Source organism: Neobittarella massiliensis (ex Bilen et al. 2018) (genome assembly GCF_900289145.1).
GTDB lineage: Bacteria > Bacillota > Clostridia > Oscillospirales > Ruminococcaceae > Neobittarella > Neobittarella massiliensis.
The window spans coordinates 249,512-264,886 of sequence record NZ_OKQO01000003.1 but is presented as its reverse complement, the minus strand read 5'-3'; the positions used below and the strand labels follow the sequence as shown (position 1 = coordinate 264,886).

The 15,375-nt window shown below is 62.6% G+C and carries 15 protein-coding genes; 5 read left to right on the top strand and 10 right to left on the bottom strand.

Annotation, left to right across the window (positions count from 1 at the left end):
* Positions 1–386: 386 nt before the first annotated feature.
* From C6Y32_RS05680 to C6Y32_RS05640, 8 genes are all read right to left on the bottom strand, one after another.
* Entirely contained in the window at positions 387–722 is a 336-nt protein-coding gene (locus tag C6Y32_RS05680) for a branched-chain amino acid transporter permease (RefSeq protein WP_105204368.1), read from the bottom strand.
* Positions 719–1,462 (bottom strand): AzlC family ABC transporter permease, encoded by a 744-nt coding sequence (locus C6Y32_RS05675; protein WP_105204367.1) that lies wholly within the window; start codon positions 1,460–1,462, stop codon positions 719–721. Before C6Y32_RS05675 ends, C6Y32_RS05680 begins: the two co-directional genes overlap by 4 nt.
* A complete protein-coding gene (locus tag C6Y32_RS05670; RefSeq protein WP_105204366.1) occupies positions 1,452–1,958 on the bottom strand; it encodes a DUF1648 domain-containing protein in 507 nt (168 codons plus the stop codon). The genes C6Y32_RS05675 and C6Y32_RS05670 overlap by 11 nt, the downstream gene beginning before the upstream one ends.
* A gap of 37 nt (positions 1,959–1,995) precedes the next feature.
* Entirely contained in the window at positions 1,996–2,886 is an 891-nt protein-coding gene (locus C6Y32_RS05665; RefSeq protein WP_105204365.1) for a prephenate dehydratase, read from the bottom strand.
* Entirely contained in the window at positions 2,883–3,896 is a 1,014-nt protein-coding gene (aroF, locus tag C6Y32_RS05660) for a 3-deoxy-7-phosphoheptulonate synthase (RefSeq protein ID WP_105204364.1), read from the bottom strand. Before aroF ends, C6Y32_RS05665 begins: the two co-directional genes overlap by 4 nt.
* A 395-nt stretch (positions 3,897–4,291) precedes the next feature.
* Complete coding sequence (locus C6Y32_RS05650; RefSeq protein WP_105204362.1) at positions 4,292–6,082, bottom strand: hypothetical protein; 1,791 nt, start codon at positions 6,080–6,082, stop codon at positions 4,292–4,294.
* A gap of 19 nt (positions 6,083–6,101) precedes the next feature.
* A complete protein-coding gene (locus C6Y32_RS05645; protein ID WP_105204361.1) occupies positions 6,102–8,225 on the bottom strand; it encodes an efflux RND transporter permease subunit in 2,124 nt (707 codons plus the stop codon).
* Positions 8,226–8,418: 193 nt separating this feature from the next.
* Positions 8,419–9,030, bottom strand: coding sequence for a TetR/AcrR family transcriptional regulator (locus tag C6Y32_RS05640; protein WP_105204360.1), 612 nt, complete (start codon positions 9,028–9,030; stop codon positions 8,419–8,421).
* Between the two features lie 872 nt (positions 9,031–9,902).
* Here C6Y32_RS05640 and C6Y32_RS05635 point away from each other — a divergent pair.
* Together C6Y32_RS05635 and C6Y32_RS05630 are read left to right on the top strand one after the other, a co-directional pair.
* Positions 9,903–10,580 carry a peptidoglycan-binding domain-containing protein gene (locus tag C6Y32_RS05635; RefSeq protein ID WP_105204359.1) on the top strand — a complete coding sequence of 226 codons (678 nt, stop codon included), beginning with the start codon at positions 9,903–9,905 and terminating at the stop codon, positions 10,578–10,580.
* Positions 10,581–10,664: 84 nt separating this feature from the next.
* Positions 10,665–11,024: a VOC family protein gene (locus tag C6Y32_RS05630; protein WP_105204358.1), complete on the top strand. Its 360-nt coding sequence runs from the start codon at positions 10,665–10,667 to the stop codon at positions 11,022–11,024.
* A gap of 1,323 nt (positions 11,025–12,347) precedes the next feature.
* On the opposite strand, the gene C6Y32_RS05620 is transcribed toward C6Y32_RS05630, so the two are convergent.
* Positions 12,348–13,085: an MBL fold metallo-hydrolase gene (locus C6Y32_RS05620; RefSeq protein ID WP_105204356.1), complete on the bottom strand. Its 738-nt coding sequence runs from the start codon at positions 13,083–13,085 to the stop codon at positions 12,348–12,350.
* A gap of 202 nt (positions 13,086–13,287) precedes the next feature.
* On the opposite strand from C6Y32_RS05620, the gene C6Y32_RS05615 reads away from it, so the two are divergent.
* From C6Y32_RS05615 to C6Y32_RS15110, 3 genes are all read left to right on the top strand, one after another.
* Positions 13,288–13,500 (top strand): helix-turn-helix transcriptional regulator, encoded by a 213-nt coding sequence (locus tag C6Y32_RS05615; RefSeq protein ID WP_105204355.1) that lies wholly within the window; start codon positions 13,288–13,290, stop codon positions 13,498–13,500.
* Between the two features lie 6 nt (positions 13,501–13,506).
* Positions 13,507–13,950: a hypothetical protein gene (locus C6Y32_RS05610; RefSeq protein WP_105204354.1), complete on the top strand. Its 444-nt coding sequence runs from the start codon at positions 13,507–13,509 to the stop codon at positions 13,948–13,950.
* Positions 13,951–14,181: 231 nt separating this feature from the next.
* The gene (locus C6Y32_RS15110) at positions 14,182–14,406 is read left to right on the top strand and encodes a hypothetical protein (RefSeq protein ID WP_129589396.1); all 225 of its coding nucleotides are present in this window, start codon (positions 14,182–14,184) and stop codon (positions 14,404–14,406) included.
* Between the two features lie 389 nt (positions 14,407–14,795).
* Here C6Y32_RS15110 and pdxT read toward each other — a convergent pair whose 3' ends face one another.
* Positions 14,796–15,374, bottom strand: coding sequence for a pyridoxal 5'-phosphate synthase glutaminase subunit PdxT (gene pdxT / locus C6Y32_RS05605; RefSeq protein WP_243562556.1), 579 nt, complete (start codon positions 15,372–15,374; stop codon positions 14,796–14,798).
* Between the last annotated feature and the right edge of the window lies 1 nt (position 15,375).

The following is a 15,375-nucleotide window of genomic DNA, read 5'->3' as shown; positions in this document are numbered from 1 at the left end:
ATAGCCGACTAGGACAGGCGGCGGTGGGCTGTAAGCGCGGGCGGATGAGCGGGCGCGGGGATATTTGGGGGATTACTAACGGGTGGCGGGACAGAACACACGGACGCCCATCAGGTTATTGGCGGGCAGCGGGGCACGCGAAAGAGATGCTGGCAGTGGGCCGTGAGCGCGGGCAAATGGGCAGGACGCGGAGAATATCTGGAGGGCTATCAGCAGCAGGGCGCACAGAGCTGCCGTCAGCGCCGGTGGGCGACCGCTGAAGACTGCTAAATACTGCCCGGTGTTGGCGGCGGACCTTGTGGCGTGCAGTAAAAAAGCAGCCCGACCCGCAGTGGGGCCAGCTGCCAGTTTTTAATAGAAAATCCTGCGTTTTAGCGGGGCTGCCGCTAGGCGAACACCAGCTGCACCAGCACCATATAGGCGGCGGTGCCGCCGAAGATGGAGAGCATCGTGTTGCGCTTAAAGAGGTGCAGCCCGGCGGTGATGGCCACGGCGATGAGTTCGGGCAGGCCAAAGGGGTAGGCAGTGGGGGTGATAGCCTTGAGGCAGTAGATGATGAGCATGCCCATGATGGCCGGCGGCAGCACCCGCCCCAGGTAGGTGATGGTGCGGGGCACCGGCCGCCCGGCGCGAAACACCAAAAACGGCAGCGCCCGCAGCGCCCAGGTGACGATGGCCACCACCCCCACCACCGACAGCGTGTACAGATTATTTTGGCTCACGGTGCGTGTTCCTCCCCTCTATCGGCGATGGCCCGGCCCCGCAAAAAGCACAGGAGCAGCACCATCAGCGCCATGGCCGGCAAGAGAAAGCCGTCGGCCCCAAAGAGGAGCAGGCAGGCCGCCGAGCCGGCCAGGCCGATGACCGCCGGCAGCCGGTTTTGCCGTTCGCGCAGCTGGTCGATAAACACCACCACGAACAGGGCGGTCATGGCAAAGTCGATACCGGTGGTGTCGAACGGCAAGAGCGACCCGGCCACCGCCCCCAGCGCGCTGCCCAACACCCAGTAGCATTGGTCGAGCAGGGTGATGAAAAAGTCGTACCAGCCGGGGTCTACCCCATCCGGCGCCCGGGTGCCGCACAGGAGCGAAAAGGTCTCGTCGGTGAGGCCCAGCGCCAGGTAGATCTTTTTGGCGCCGGCGGCGGCAAAGCGCCGCAGCATGGGCAGGCCGTAAAACAGGTGGCGCAGGTTGACCATGGCCGTCATGGCCGCGGCGGTGGGCAGACCGGCCCCGGCGGCCAGCATGCCCACGGTGACAAACTGCATGCTGCCGGCGTAGATGAACACGCTCATCACCACCGCCCAGAGCGGGTGCCAGCCGGCGCTGGTGAGCAGCACCCCAAAGGCCATACCGATAAACAGGTAGCCGGCCAGCACCGGCAGCGTTTTGGGCCAGGCGGCGCGCAGGGCGGCTGTTTTGACGCCGGGGGCGGTTCGCGTTTTGACAGGGCTAGGCGTCATGGCGCTCGGCCTCCCGCCTTTTTACCCCGCGATAGATGCGCAGGGCGGTGACGAGCACCGGCAGCAGCAGCACACCGGCGGCCGCCGGCAAAAACCAGGCCCCCAGCGGCTGGTAGGTGGCGGCGCAGAAATCCAGATAGCAAAACAGCAGCACCAGCAAAAATTTGAGGGCGCACAGGCCGGTGCGCAGGCACTGGGCGGCAAAGATCTGGCTGCGGCCCGACCAGCGGCCGGGCATGGTGTAGAGCGCCGGCAGCAGCTCGGCGGCCAGCAGCAGCGCGTACAGCAGCAGCGCCACCGCCGGCAGCACCAGCAGGCTCTCTTTGCCGCCGTAGCTGTTTATTTGGCCGGTAAGGCCAAAGTGGGTGGGCACGGTGGCGGGAATTTGATCCCACACCCGCAGCAGGTAGGCCGCCCAGAACACCAGCACGGTGATGCTGCCCAGCTCCCACCACTTTTGGGTGCGGGTAAAGGGAAGTCTTTCGCCTTTTTTCACGGTATCGTCTCCTTTTTATAGATCGCGGCGGGGCCGTTTAGAGGGGGCGGCCCCGGTCGGGGTAGTTGCCCAAAAATTGCAGGTACTCACAGCTCTTCTGCAGCTGGTCGAGAAAGTCGGCCAGGCCAGACTGGCGCAGGTTGCCGGAAAAATCGAGGTAAAAGAGGAACTCGAAATCCCGGTCGGGGATGGGGCGCGACTCGATCTTTTGCAGGTTGAGGCCCTGGCTCTCGAACTGGGCCAGAAATCGAAACAGCGAGCCCTGCACGTGGGGCAGCACCGCGCAGACGCTGACCCGGTCGGCCGTCGGGGCGATGACCGGCTGGGCCATGACGGCGATAAAGCGGGTGCGGTTGCGGCCCTGATCCTGCACGCCGCGGCGCAGCACCGACAGGCCGTACAGCTCGGCGCAGACCTCCGAGGCGATGGCGGCTATGCTCTGGTCGCCGCTGGCGGCCACCATCTCGGCGGCGGCGGCGGTGTTGGAGTACTCGTGTGGGCGCAGGTGGGGGTGCTCCTCGAAAAAGCGGCGGCACTGGCCCAGCGCCTGGGGGTGGGAGTAGACCTCGCCCACCGCGTCGAGCGCGGCGCCGGGCAGGCCCAGCAGGCAGTGCTCCACGGCCACCTGGGTGGTGTCTACGATGTAGAGCCGGTGCTGACCCAGCAGCCGGTACACCGGCAGCACCGAGCCCTCGGTGGAGTTCTCGATGGGCAGCACCCCCACCGTGGCCCGGCCGCTCTCGACGGCGGTGAACACGTCGTCGAACTGGCGGTAGAACTGGGGGCGGCACTGGGGCCACAGCTGGGTACAGGCCCGGTGGGAGTAGGCCCCGGGCACCCCCTGGGCGGCCACCGCCGCCGGCGCCGGGGGCAGCTGGACGCCGGCTGTTTGGATGAGCGCCGACAGCGGCTCTCTCTGGCCGCTCACAGAGTGCGGCCCTCGAACTCGAGGGTGCGGCGGACGGTGGACATGACGCCGCCGAACTGGTCGGGGGTCAGCGACTGGGCGCCGTCGGACAGCGCGTGGGCGGGGTCATTGTGCACCTCGATGATGAGGCCGTCGGCCCCGGCGACGATGGCCGCTTTGGCCAGCGGCTCCACCAGCCAGGTGATGCCGGTGGCGTGGGAGGGGTCGACCACCACCGGCAGGTGGGAGATCTTTTTGAGCACCGGCACCGCCGAGATATCCAGCGTGTTGCGGGTGAAGGTCTCGAAGGTGCGGATGCCCCGCTCACAGAGGATGACCCGGTGGTTGCCGCCGGCCATGATGTACTCGGCGCTCATGAGGAACTCCTCGATGGTGTTGGCCAGCCCGCGCTTGAGCAGGATGGGCTTTTGGCAGTGGCCCAGCTCTTTGAGCAGCTCGAAATTCTGCATGTTGCGGGCGCCGACCTGGATGATGTCCACGTCGCTAAACAGGTCGATGTGCGCCAGCGACATGATCTCGGTGACGATGGGCAGGCCGGTCTCTTTGCGGGCCAGGCGCAACAGCTCCAGCCCCTCGGCCTTTAGGCCCTGGAAGGCGTAGGGGCTGGTGCGGGGTTTGAAGGCGCCGCCCCGCAGCACGGTGGCGCCGCTCTCTTTGACCCGGCGGGCGACTTCCAAGATCTGCTCCTCGCTCTCGACCGAGCAGGGGCCGGCCATGATGGGCACCTGTTTTGCGCCGATGGTGAGGCCGGGGGCCAGGTCGATGACGGTGTCGTCAGGGTGGAACTTGCGGTTGGCGTTTTTGTACGGCTCCTGCACCCGCTTGACGTTCTCGACGATATCCTGGGAGCGCACCGCGTCGATATCGATGACCGAGGTGTCGCCCACCAGGCCCAGGATGGTGGTCTGGGTGCCGTAGACGGCGTTGACCGAGACGTTTTGCGACTCGATCCACTGGGTGAACTGCTGTACCTTTTCTCTGGAGACGCCGGGTTTTAAAATGACGATCATGTTTTTACTCCTCCTGTTTTTACCGCTGCGGCACCGGCCGGCCGCCGGGGCGGCCGCGGCCGACAAAAAAGGGGCACCCCGACGAGCCGTCGGGGTGCCCACAGAAAAATACACGTATCACATGGCGGTTGCCACAGCCCCAGACCGGCCTATTCTCTTTTCACGCCAGATAAACCCGAACCCGCTAAAAAACAGGCCCAGGCTGATAAAGCTAAAAAAGAAAACGGCGATGTGGTTTGGCATGGTGGTAGCCCCCGTGTTGCTGTGCCGCCCCGAGAGAGGCGGCGATAAAAAGAGGCGGCGGGCAGAGCGCCCGTCGCCTCTCTCCCATGTGTATCATGATAAACACACAGGTCTTATTTGTCAACTGAAAGTTTGGTGCGGCACCGGCCCGATCAGCTGAAAAGGCCTTTGATGCGGTCCCACAGGCCGGTCTTTTTTTCGGCCTTTTTGCTCTCCCCGCCTTTTTTCTCGGTCTTGGGGGCGGAGATCTCGTCGGTCTTCATGACGAAGGCGGTGGTGGTGTCGCAGCCTTCGGGAGAGCCGGCAAAGCTCTGGTACGACTCACTCTGGGCGATGAGGGCGTCTTTGAGGGCCAGCAGGTTGTCGGCGTTGCCCACCAGCTCGTCTATCTGGCCCTTGGCCGGGTCGATACCGGTGGTCTTGTAGGTGTTCATCCCCTGATCGAGCTCGCCGCTCTTTTCGCTGATGGTCCTGGCCGCGCCGGAGAGCTGGCCGGTGGCGTCTTTGGCCCCGGCGGCGCCGTCGGACAGGTCCTTGGCTCCCTGACGCAGATCGGTGCTGCCCTGACGCAGCTGCGCCTCGGCCTGGGCCAGCTGCTCTTTGGCCGTCTGCAGGCCGGTGGCCAGGTCAGTCTGCATGCTGCCGGCGTCGGTGGCCAGCGTCTGCATATCTTGGCCCAGTGCGGTCAGGGTGGCGCCGTGCTCCTCCAGCTGCTGCTTGAGGGCGCCGAAAGCCCCCAGCAGGGCGGTGATATCGGCGCTGGGGTCGGCCTGCTTGATGGCCAGGATCTGCTGGTACAGAGCGCCCATCTGCTGGGTGATGTCCTGCATCTCCTGCGAGGCGGTCTGCCCCTTACCGGCCAGGTTTTGCAGATCCTGGGCGATGGTCTGACCGCTCTGGCCCATCTGTGCCTCCAGCCCGGGGAGCAGCTGGTCTATCTCGTCAAAGAGCTGCTGCACCCCGTCGGTGTACTGGGTGACGCCGGCCAGCAGGTCGCCGGCGCCGGCGCTGAGATCGGAAATGCCGCTGTCGAGTTCCTCCATCTTGCCGCTGTAGGTTGCCAGCGCCTCGGACAGCTGCTGGGTGCCGCTGGCCAGCTGCTCGGTGGCCGACTGCAGCTGGCTCAGGCCGCTGGAGAGCTCGCCCAGCGAGATATCGCCCTTGAGTTTATCCAGCGGCAGGCTGGGGGTGGCGGCGATGACCACCGAGCCCAGTTTGAAGTTTTTGGCCTCGGCGGTGACGGTGAAGGTGTCCTGCAGCGAGAAGTCGCTGATCTGCTTTAAGGTGTCGGCATCTTTGCCCAGGCTGTCTTTTAAGCCGGGCACGGCCAGGATGGTGACCACCTGATTGGTGCCCTCTGAGAGCACCGAACCGCCAGAGCACTTGACGTTTTGGAAGGTGTCGGTGGGCAGGTCGAGCACAGCGGTGGTGGCAAACGGGGTGTAGATCTCGCGGCTGACGCCGCCGACGGTGGCCGAGGAGCGGCAGTTGTTTTTAAAGGCGACGGTGATCTCGACTTTGCCGCTCTTGCCGGCCAGATCTGCCGGGGCGATATCTTTGCCGTCGAGCTTGTAGGTGATGGACACGGCGATGGGCGGGGTGGCGTCGCTGGCGCCCTGATAGTAGGCGTCATTACCGTCCATATCCCAGGAGAGGACCCCGTCTTTTAGGGTGGGGGCGGTCTCGGACTTGACATTTTTGATATCGGCCAGCGAGGTGGGCTCGCTAACGCCGCGCACACCGCTGTCAGCGTGCAGCCAGCTGCTGACGGTGGTGCTCTTTAAGCTGCCGTCGGCGGCCAAAAACATGTAGACGGTCTCCTGTTTGGTGATGGCGCTGTTATCGCTGGCCAGCACCGCGCCGGACAGGCTGGGGGCGGCGGCCAGTGACAGCGCCAGCAGGCCGCACACGGCCCGGCGGGCAAAGGTTTTGGGGTGCTTCATGTGTAAAGACCTTCTTTCTCTAGTGTTGGGGCTCGTTTACCGGGTGGGGGCGCGGCACACTGCCGGCCGCCGGCCGCAAAAAACCTTTGGTGGTCTTGCAGATGAGCTTGTCGCAGACCAGCAGGATGGCCGGCAGCACCAGCAGGATGGAGAACATGCTGATGACGGCGCCGCGGGCCAGCAGCGTGCACAGGCTCTTGATGAGATCCATGCGGGAGATGCAGACCACGCCGATGTTGGCGGCGAAGAAGGTGAGCCCGCTGGTGATGATGGAGGGGGCGCATTTCTGCACGGCGGTGTAGACCGAGTCATGCACCGTGCGACCGGCCCGGCGCTCCTCGCGAAAGCGGGTGGTCATGAGGATGGCATAGTCGACGGTGGCCCCCAGCTGGATGGTGCCGATGACGATGCCGGCCACGAACGGCAGCTGCGTACCGGTGAAGTACGGCAGCCCCATGTTGAGACTGATGGCGAACTCGATGGCCAGCACCAGCAGCACCGGCAGGCTAAAGGACTTGAAGCAGATGCCGACGATGAGCAGGATGGCCAGCACCGAGGTGATGTTGACGCTTTTAAAGTCGACGTCGGCCACCTCGATGAGGTCTTTGGTGAGCGCTCCCTCACCGGCCACCACGGCGTTCTTGTCGTACTTTTTGAGGATGGTGTTTATCTGGTCTATCTGGGCGTTCTCCTCGTCGCTGGCGGCGCGGTAGGTGGAGTTGACCATCATCATTTTTTTACCGCCGTTTTGGATGATCTGTTTGACGCTGTCGGGCACCACCTCGGCGGGGATACCGCCGCCCACGTACTTGTCGTAGGAGAGCACCAGATCGATGCCGTCGAGGGCCTGTATCTCGTCGCCGATCTGCTGGTACTGGTAGGCGGGCAGACTGTCGTCGAGGATGAGAAAATGGGTGCTGGTCATGTTGAAATCATCTTTTAGCTTGTTGGTGCCGATGATGGAAGTCAGGTCCTGAGGCAGCGTTTGGTCCAGCGCGTAGTACACCGGCGCTTTGGCCTGGGCGACGGCAAACGGGATAAACAGCGCCACGAAGGCCACCAGAATGCCTTTATAGTGTTTGAGGACAAAGCTGGGCAGGTGCTTGGGCTCGACGATGATGGCCCGGTGCTGCCAGCGCTGCAGCGGCTTATCGAAAGCCATGATGAGTGAGGGCAGGATGACCACCGTGCAGATGACCCCCAGCAGCACGCCTTTGGCCATGACCAGGCCGATATCGCGGCCCAGCGTGAGGCGCATGGTACACAGCGCCAGAAAGCCGGCGATGGTGGTCAGCGAGCTGCCGGTGATGGAGGACATGGTGGCGGTGATGGCTTTGGCCATGGCTTCCTCCTTGCTGGCACAGTGGGCTTCCTCCTCTGAAAAGCGGTGCAGGAGGAAGATGGAGAAGTCCATGGTTACCGCCAGCTGCAGCACCGCCGCCAGCGCCTGGGTAATATAGCTGATCTGCCCCAAAAACACGTTGGTGCCGAAGTTGTAGACGATGGGGAAAGCGATACCCAGCATGAGCACCACCGGAGCCAGCCAGCTGCGCAGCCCCAGCCCCAGCACGACGATGGAGAGCACCACCGCCACCAGCACGTAGAGGGGCATCTCCTGGCCGACCAAAGTCTGGGTGTCCTCGACGATGGCGGCCATACCGCCCAAAAAGCACTGCTTGCCAGCTGTCGACTTGATCTGCCGGATGGCCTTGACGGTGCGGTTGGCGGCGGTGGACTCCTCAAAGCTGATGACCATCATGGTGGAGCCCTTATCGCTGTAAAACAGCTGCTGGACATCTTTGGGCATCATCTCTTGGGGGAAACCGTCGTCGAAGATATCGTCGGCCCAGAGGGCCGATTTGACGCCGTCGATGGCGGCGATCTTCTCTTTGAGCTGCGAGACCTGGTGGGTGTCCATCCCCTCGACGACGAGCATGGCGGTGGAGCCCATGGAGAAGTCGTCCTCCAGGTATTTCTGGCCGATCATCGACTCGACGTCGGCCGGCAGGTAGGAGAGGATATCGTAATTGACAAAGGTGGATACGTACCCCAAGACCGACGGGATGAGCAGCAGCACGGCCAAGATGAGGATGGGTATCCGCTTTTTGACGATAAAGCGGGCCATCTTTTCGGACCGGTTCATGTGCATGACCTCTTTTCTGTGATTTGGTGTTGCATGTGTGGGCCCCAGCCCGGGCGCCGGCCGCTATTTTAGCTGTAAAAGAGCGGGCCGGGCGGGGTTTTGGGCGCAAAAAACAGCGTCTCTCCCCCGCCCCGCTCGGTAGCTGGCGGGCGGGCATCGTACGCCGTGTTTTGTTTTTTTATGGGCGCGCCCCTCAGCTGGGGCGCAGCATTTTGCGGATTGCGGTAAAGAGCATGGGCTTTACCGTGTCGATATCGGGCAGCTGGCCCAGCACGATGGAGCAGTAGCAGGTGGAGCCGATGAGCTCCACCACCATAAATACCAGCTGAAACGCCTCCTCGGCGGTGTAGCCCCAGCTCTCGAGCTGGCTGAGGTACTGGCGCAAAAGCTGGGTGACTTCACTGTCGGCCCCGGTGTCGTCGGCACTTTGCAGGCCGCTCTGCATAAGGCTCCAGGACAGGTTTTTGCGGATGACCCGCAGTACGGCCGGATCGTTCTTGAGCAGATCGATGGCGTAGTCGGTGACGTAGATGATGCGCTCGATGGGGTCCTCGATGTTCTGCTGCATGGCCTGCTGCATGGCCTGGGCGAGCACCTGGGCCCCGCGGCGGAACACCACGTGGGCCAGCACGGCATCTTTGTCTTTAAAATAGAGGTAGAAGGTGCCTTTGGCGATGCCGGCCCGGCGGGCGATCATATCGATGGACACGCCGGCTATCCCCTTTTCATCGAACAGCTCGAAAGCGGCCTGTTCGATGGCCTGCTCTTTCTTCTTTTTTTTCTGTTCTATCTTGCCGATGAGCATGGTGTACACCTCGCATTAGGAGCCGGTGACGGCTGGCAGTTTATCAAAAATGACTGTTCGTCATTTTGTTTGACACCCACAGTATATTGCAAAACTGACCAATCGTCAACTTTAAAAAATGACTTTTGGTCAGTTTCTATAGTGTGCACGATATCCGCTAAAATGCGACAGCGCAGATTGTGCAATTTGTGCAGGGGATGGACGGGCCCAAGCCGGGTATAGGTAGAGTGGTGAGCCGGCGATAGGGGGGTGCCCGAGTGCGGGGCCGTGGGCGGGATGGTTGGGATGGGTGGAGAACGGGCAGGGCTTATACAGGATCTATATAGATGGATGGGACGGATGGCGGCTGTGGTGGCTGGTGGCTGGTGAAGAGGAGCGGCGGCGGGATGTGGGGCGGGTGGTGACGCACGGGGCGGGGTGCGCATAGGTACTTGGGGTGAGGTAACAGAGGGGGCTGGCGGCGCTTGGCGAAATGCTGGGGGCGCCGGGGGGCGGTGTGGACTGGGGATTGGCTGGGGCAGCCGATTGTGATGCATGGTGAAGAGGGGCAGTGGCGGGATGTAGGGCGGGTGGTGGCGCGCGGGGCGGGGTGCGCATAGGCACTTGGGGTGAGGTAACAGAGGGGGCTGGCGGCGCCTGGCGAGATGCTGGGGGCGCCGGGGAGCGGTGTGGACTGGGGATTGGCCGGGGTGGCCGGTCGTGATGCATGGTAAAGAGGAGCGGCGGCGGGATGTGGGGCGGGGTGTGCATAGGGATTTTTTGGGGGAGGAAACAGAGGAGCGGCGGGTGGCAGGCACCGAACTGGTGCCGGTGCATACAATGTGGTGATACCCCTTTATTTGTAATACTTTCCAGAAAGGCATGGATCGATTATGGCTACGATACTCGTCTATAACTTATACACCAATAGAATGGAGCGCTACACCCGGGCAGAGACAGACCCGATGCCCTACTCGTACGGCAGAACGCTGCTGGTACGCGAGTTCCGGGGATCTTCCAGATCGTCGGTAATGTGGACCACCACTACGGCGATGGAGTCCTGGAACATCACCCGCCGCAACTGGGGCAGCGGTATTTACGTGGGCTACGCCTACAAACGCATTTGGGAGGGCGGCCACGGCCTGCAGAGCCAGCACTACGCCGGCACCAGCTTTGACACGATGCAAAACCAGACCTCCGCCACCCGCCGCCGCTTTCACCAGCTGTGCCAGTCGCTGGGGGTGTGGACCTATGTGGAGCCCATCAGCATGACCCCCAGCTGGGTGCATTTTGACAAGCGCTACGGCAGCCCCGCCTGCTCGGCCGGGTACCCGCTGATCAGAAACGGCTCGGTGGGCGTTTACGTGCTGGTTTTACAGGACGCCCTGAACGCGCTGGGCTACACCACCCGTACCCTGGACGGCTACTTTGGCGGCAACACCACCAATGCGCTGGTAGCTTTTCAGCGGGCCAACGGCCTGAGCGCCGACGGCATTTGCGGCTGCAATACCTGGCGGCGCATCACCAACGCGGTGGTGGGCATCGGCCGCACCTCTACCGTGATCGACTAGCACCTCCCGCGCTGTACAAACGCCGGTGCGCTGTGGTAGAATAGGACCTGTACACGCATTTGTGATGCTGGGAGGACCTGTTTTATGACCTGTAGCTTTTTACACACCAACCTGACTGTACTAGACCTGCAAAAGAGCCTGGATTTTTACCGCCAGGCGCTGGGTCTTACCGAGGTGCGCCGCATAGAGGGAGACGGCTTTACCATCGTTTTTTTGGGCGACGGCAACACCGATCATCTGCTGGAGCTGACCCACTACCACGACCGCACAAGACCCTTTGACCTGGGCGACAACGAGATACACCTGGCGGTGCGCGTGCCCGACCGGGACGCCGCCCACCAGCTGCACGCGCAGATGGGCTGTATCTGCTTTGAGAACACCGATATGGGTCTCTACTTCATAAACGACCCCGACGGCTACTGGATCGAGATACTGGACCACTAGGCCACTGGACCACCAGCGCCGGCCAAAACACCGCAAAAAAGCAGAGGACAGCAGGCCGATCGGCCGGAGCTGTCCTCTGCTTTTTTGTGCGGGCTTTAAAGCGCGGCGCTCATTTTTTTGGGGGCTCCCCTGCCCTCCAGCCCAGGGCCGGCGGGGTGTGTTTTGCCCCGAAAGCGGGAGCCCGGCGGCGCAGGGGGGGACCGGGGCGGCGGCGCTACCTCCGCCTATAAGCGCCTGTGGGCAGTGGGGTCTGCAGTGGGCCAGCGGCCGGTGTAGGGCGGCGGGATCTAGCGCCGACAAAAAGGCCCGCCCGACTGTGAGCCGGGCCAGGCGGCGGACGCCGACCGACGTTTTCGGCACCGGCAACAGCAGCTGATAGTCGATATCGGCCGGCGGTGGGTGAGGTAGCGCCGGCCGCAGGCGGCATAATAGCGGCCCATACCGGCCAGCGTATCGGTGCGTGCCCAACACGGTACCGGCGGCGCGCTGCCACACAGCTGCCGCTATAGTGCCCGGTTCGCGGCGACAGCTGGGGCGATGGGCCGCTGGCCCGGCCGGTACTGCGCCCACAGATCGCTTTGGAGTCGCTTTGGAGCGGGGCCAAACTGAACGTGTAGCGCAGCGAATTGAGCGGCGCCAGCTGGCCCAACCCTACGACAGCCGAACCGCCGGGCGGTACCTGTTGCTGGTGGGCCGCCGTCAGGTCACTGTGTGCGAAGGGGCTCCCTTCACTGCCGTAGGTATGGGCAGCGGCATCACCCCAGGCTGCAAGCCCCGCCGCGGTATAGTGCCAGCAGGCGGTCGGTCAGGTACGGCAGAGGGCCGACGGCAGGCCCGTTATACTGCCGGGCCATGGGCGCGATGAACGCGCTGCCGCACAGCTCGAGACGGCCGGTGTTGCGCAGAGCCCGGGTGCGGCACTTTAGCAGGCCGGGCATCTGCGGGCGGGTGCGGCTGAGTCCATAGTGGGCGGTACGCCCGGCGGCGTGGGTGATCTGTCGCAGCTGTCGGCAGATCCTGGGCGGTCAGCAGTATGCCCGGCGGCAGGTCTGTTCGCTCGCTCTGTGACTCTGTGACATCGTTCATAAAGCACTTCCTGCTACTGTATATACCTATCCACCCGCTGGCCGGCCGGAACAAGACTCGAAAAAACGCCGTTTTATGGTGGTGATATACGGGCAGAAAAAGAGCGGGGAGCAGACTACAAAAATGGTCTGCTCCCCGCTTATTATAGCGGCTGTGAAGAACGAGGCCCCGGCCGGTGGCAGAGGGATGGGGCCGTTTTGGCATATGCGCCGGTCAGGGCGGTAAGGCGGGCGGGTGCTAGCGGGACAGAGGGCCAGAAAACTGCTGGCCGCGGTGTTCGATACGCGCTACCCGCGGGCGGTAGTCATCTGCCCGGCGGTCCTGTGCCAGCCAGTCGAACACCCGCCGGTCACTGCCGAAATGCATGGGAAAGATCACCGCCGCGTCGGTGTGGGCGGCGAAGTAATCGAGCCCCAGCAGATAGCCGGGCCGGCCCAGGCGCGGGTCGAGGGGGACGAAGGCGACATCGAAATGCTCGCCCTGCAGGCGGTCGATCTGGGCGCAGTAGGCGCGGGCCATATCGCGGTTGTCGCTGTCGGGCTCCCCCTCCCAGTGCCACCAGTTGAGGTCGCCGGCGTGGTAGATGCGCAGCCCGTCGACCTCGATGACAAAGGCCACCCCCAGGTCGGTAGAGGGGAGCGTGCGCACCGCGGCGCCACCTACCCGCCGCGAGGCATCGGGCCCGATGAAGTGGGTGTCGGCCGCGGCGGGGGCGGCGATATCGCTCGATAAGATGTACTGGATACCGGGCAGCTGTCCCCGCCAGCGGAAGATGACCGGGTCGTAGTGGTCGCCGTGGCTGTGGGAGGCAAACACCAGCACCGGTTTGCCGGTGAGCGCGGCCGGATCGATAACGCCGCTATTTAGCCCCCGGCCGTGGGGGCTGTTGCGGTAGTAGTCGAAAATGAGGTAGTGGCTGGCTGTTTCGAGCAGAAAGCTGCTGTGATAGAGATAGCGGACCGTATAGGCGGGCATGGCGGGACCTCCCTCTGCATGCTGGGTGCCGCAAGGCGCGGCGCCGGTGGGTATCATCCCTTACAGTATGGGAGATATGGGGACAAAATGCAAGAGCCGACAGACAGTTTTTTTGCTAAGCGAGCTTGACATTTTATGCAAAGCAAACTATACTAAATTTGCAAAGCAAACTGTACATTTATCGGCGGTGAGGAGGGACCTGGTGAAAAACAACATCCGCCAGCTGCGCAAGGAGCGCAAGCTCTCGCAGGAGGAGCTGGCCCTGGCTGTGGGCACCACCCGCCAGACCATCACTTCCATCGAGGTGGAGCGCTACACTGCCTCGCTGGTGCTGGCTTACAAGATCGCCCACTACTTTGGGCGGCAGATCGAAGAGGTGTTCGACTTTGGGGAGATCGACGAAAAAGGGAGGTAACGACCGATGGAAGACTTTAAAAAGGTGTTGCGGCGGCGCATGTGGCTGCTGCGGGCGGTAATGCTGGTGGGGCTTTTGTTTTTGCTCAACCACCAGTTTGAGCTGGTGCAGCTGCCGGGCCACCCGGTGGCGGCGGTGCGCGAATTTCAGGGCGGGCTGATGTCGACGCTGTGTATTCTGTTGGCGGTGATGATCATCCGCTACAACCGGGCGCTGGGCGACGAGCGCCACCTGCAGCTGCTCTACAACCGCGAACACGACGAGCGCATGCGGCTGATCCGCCAAAAGGCGGGCATGCCTATTTTGATGGTGACCTCGCTGGGCATGGTGGTAGCCGGTGTGGTGGCCGGGTACTTCAATGCGGTGGTTTTCATGACGCTCATCGGGGCGGCGCTGATACAGCTGGTGGTGGCGGTAGCGGTAAAGCTATACTACGTGCGGGTGCTGTGAAGGGGGCTCTCTCCCCTGCCGGGCACATAAAAAAACAGCCGCTTGGCGCCTGAGCGCGGCTGACGCCACTCTCTGTGGGGGCTCTGGCTCCCACAGAATATTTTTTCATGAATGCGAGCACCGGCTACCGCCGGCGGCAGTGAAAAAGGCAGCTATAAGTTTGTGTGCCTTGGGCAAAGCTTGGGCAAAGAAAATATACTCACAAAGTTAAATTTGCAGGGAGACAGATACGTGAAAAAAGTAATTTTAGGTTCCATAATGTTTTTGTCAGGAGCAATTTCTGTTGCTTTGGTTTTAGCTGGTTCAATGGCGAATGAATGGACGGTAAATGGACGATTTTCTTCATGGTGGAATATTCAGCAATATGGTCTTATGCCAATTATATATATTTTTTGCGGCTTAGCAGTTATTGGTCTTGCCATCGCTATTTGGGGCGTACTTGATAAGAAAAATTAAACACACAAACTAATACTTGTCGGGCTGATCCAATACGCTTTCTCGGTATAAGACGTATTTCCTCCTTGGCCGTTTTCAGTAGTGGCGAGCAGGGCAAAGTGGTGTGCACTTTGCGATTTTCCCGTTTTTCATCCCTGCGAATACCGGGGAGATCTGCATGGGGGGCCGCCCCAGTTCCCCCGGCAAGGGCCGCTTGCGCTGCCTTGCGAACGCTCTCTGTGGGGGTCTGGTCCCATACAGGATATTTTTGAAAGCGCCGGCAGCTGGCTGCTGCCAGCTGTGCCGGTGCACCCAAGATCTGGCGATTTTGGACCAGCTGTAATAAAAAAAGCGCGCTGCCGCAGAGGCAGAGCGCTTTTTTGCTATCGGCCGGGCGGCAGCGGCCCGCTCTAGCCGAGAAAGCTGAGAAAATAGCGGTAAAAGCTGTCGTCATCGGTGAGTTCGGGGTGAAAAGAGGTGGCCAGCATGTGTTCTTGCCGCGCGGCCACGATACGGCCGTCCAACTGGCAGAGCACCTGCACGCCGGGGCCCACCCCCTCGATGACGGGGGCGCGGATAAAGACCAGCGGCACCGGGTCGGGCGATACCGGCGGGATGGTGGCCGCGGCGCTGAAGCTGTCGATCTGGCGGCCGTAGGCGTTGCGGCAAACGGTGATATCCATCACCCCCAGGTGGGGCGTTTCCCCCGCTATCCGGGCGGCCAGCAGGATGGCCCCGGCACAGGTGCCCCACACCGGCAGCCCGGCCTGTATGCGCGCTTTTAACAGATCGGTAAGGCCGGCTTCATCCAGCAGGCGGCGCAGGGTGGTGCTCTCGCCGCCGGGGAGGATGATGGCCGCCACTCGCTGCAGCTGGCCGGCGGTCTTGACGGCGACCGGCTCTATCCCCGGCTGGCGGCCCAGCGCCTGCAGGTGCTCGGCAAAAGAGCCCTGCAGCGCCAGCACGCCGACCGGTATCCTGCCGCCCACG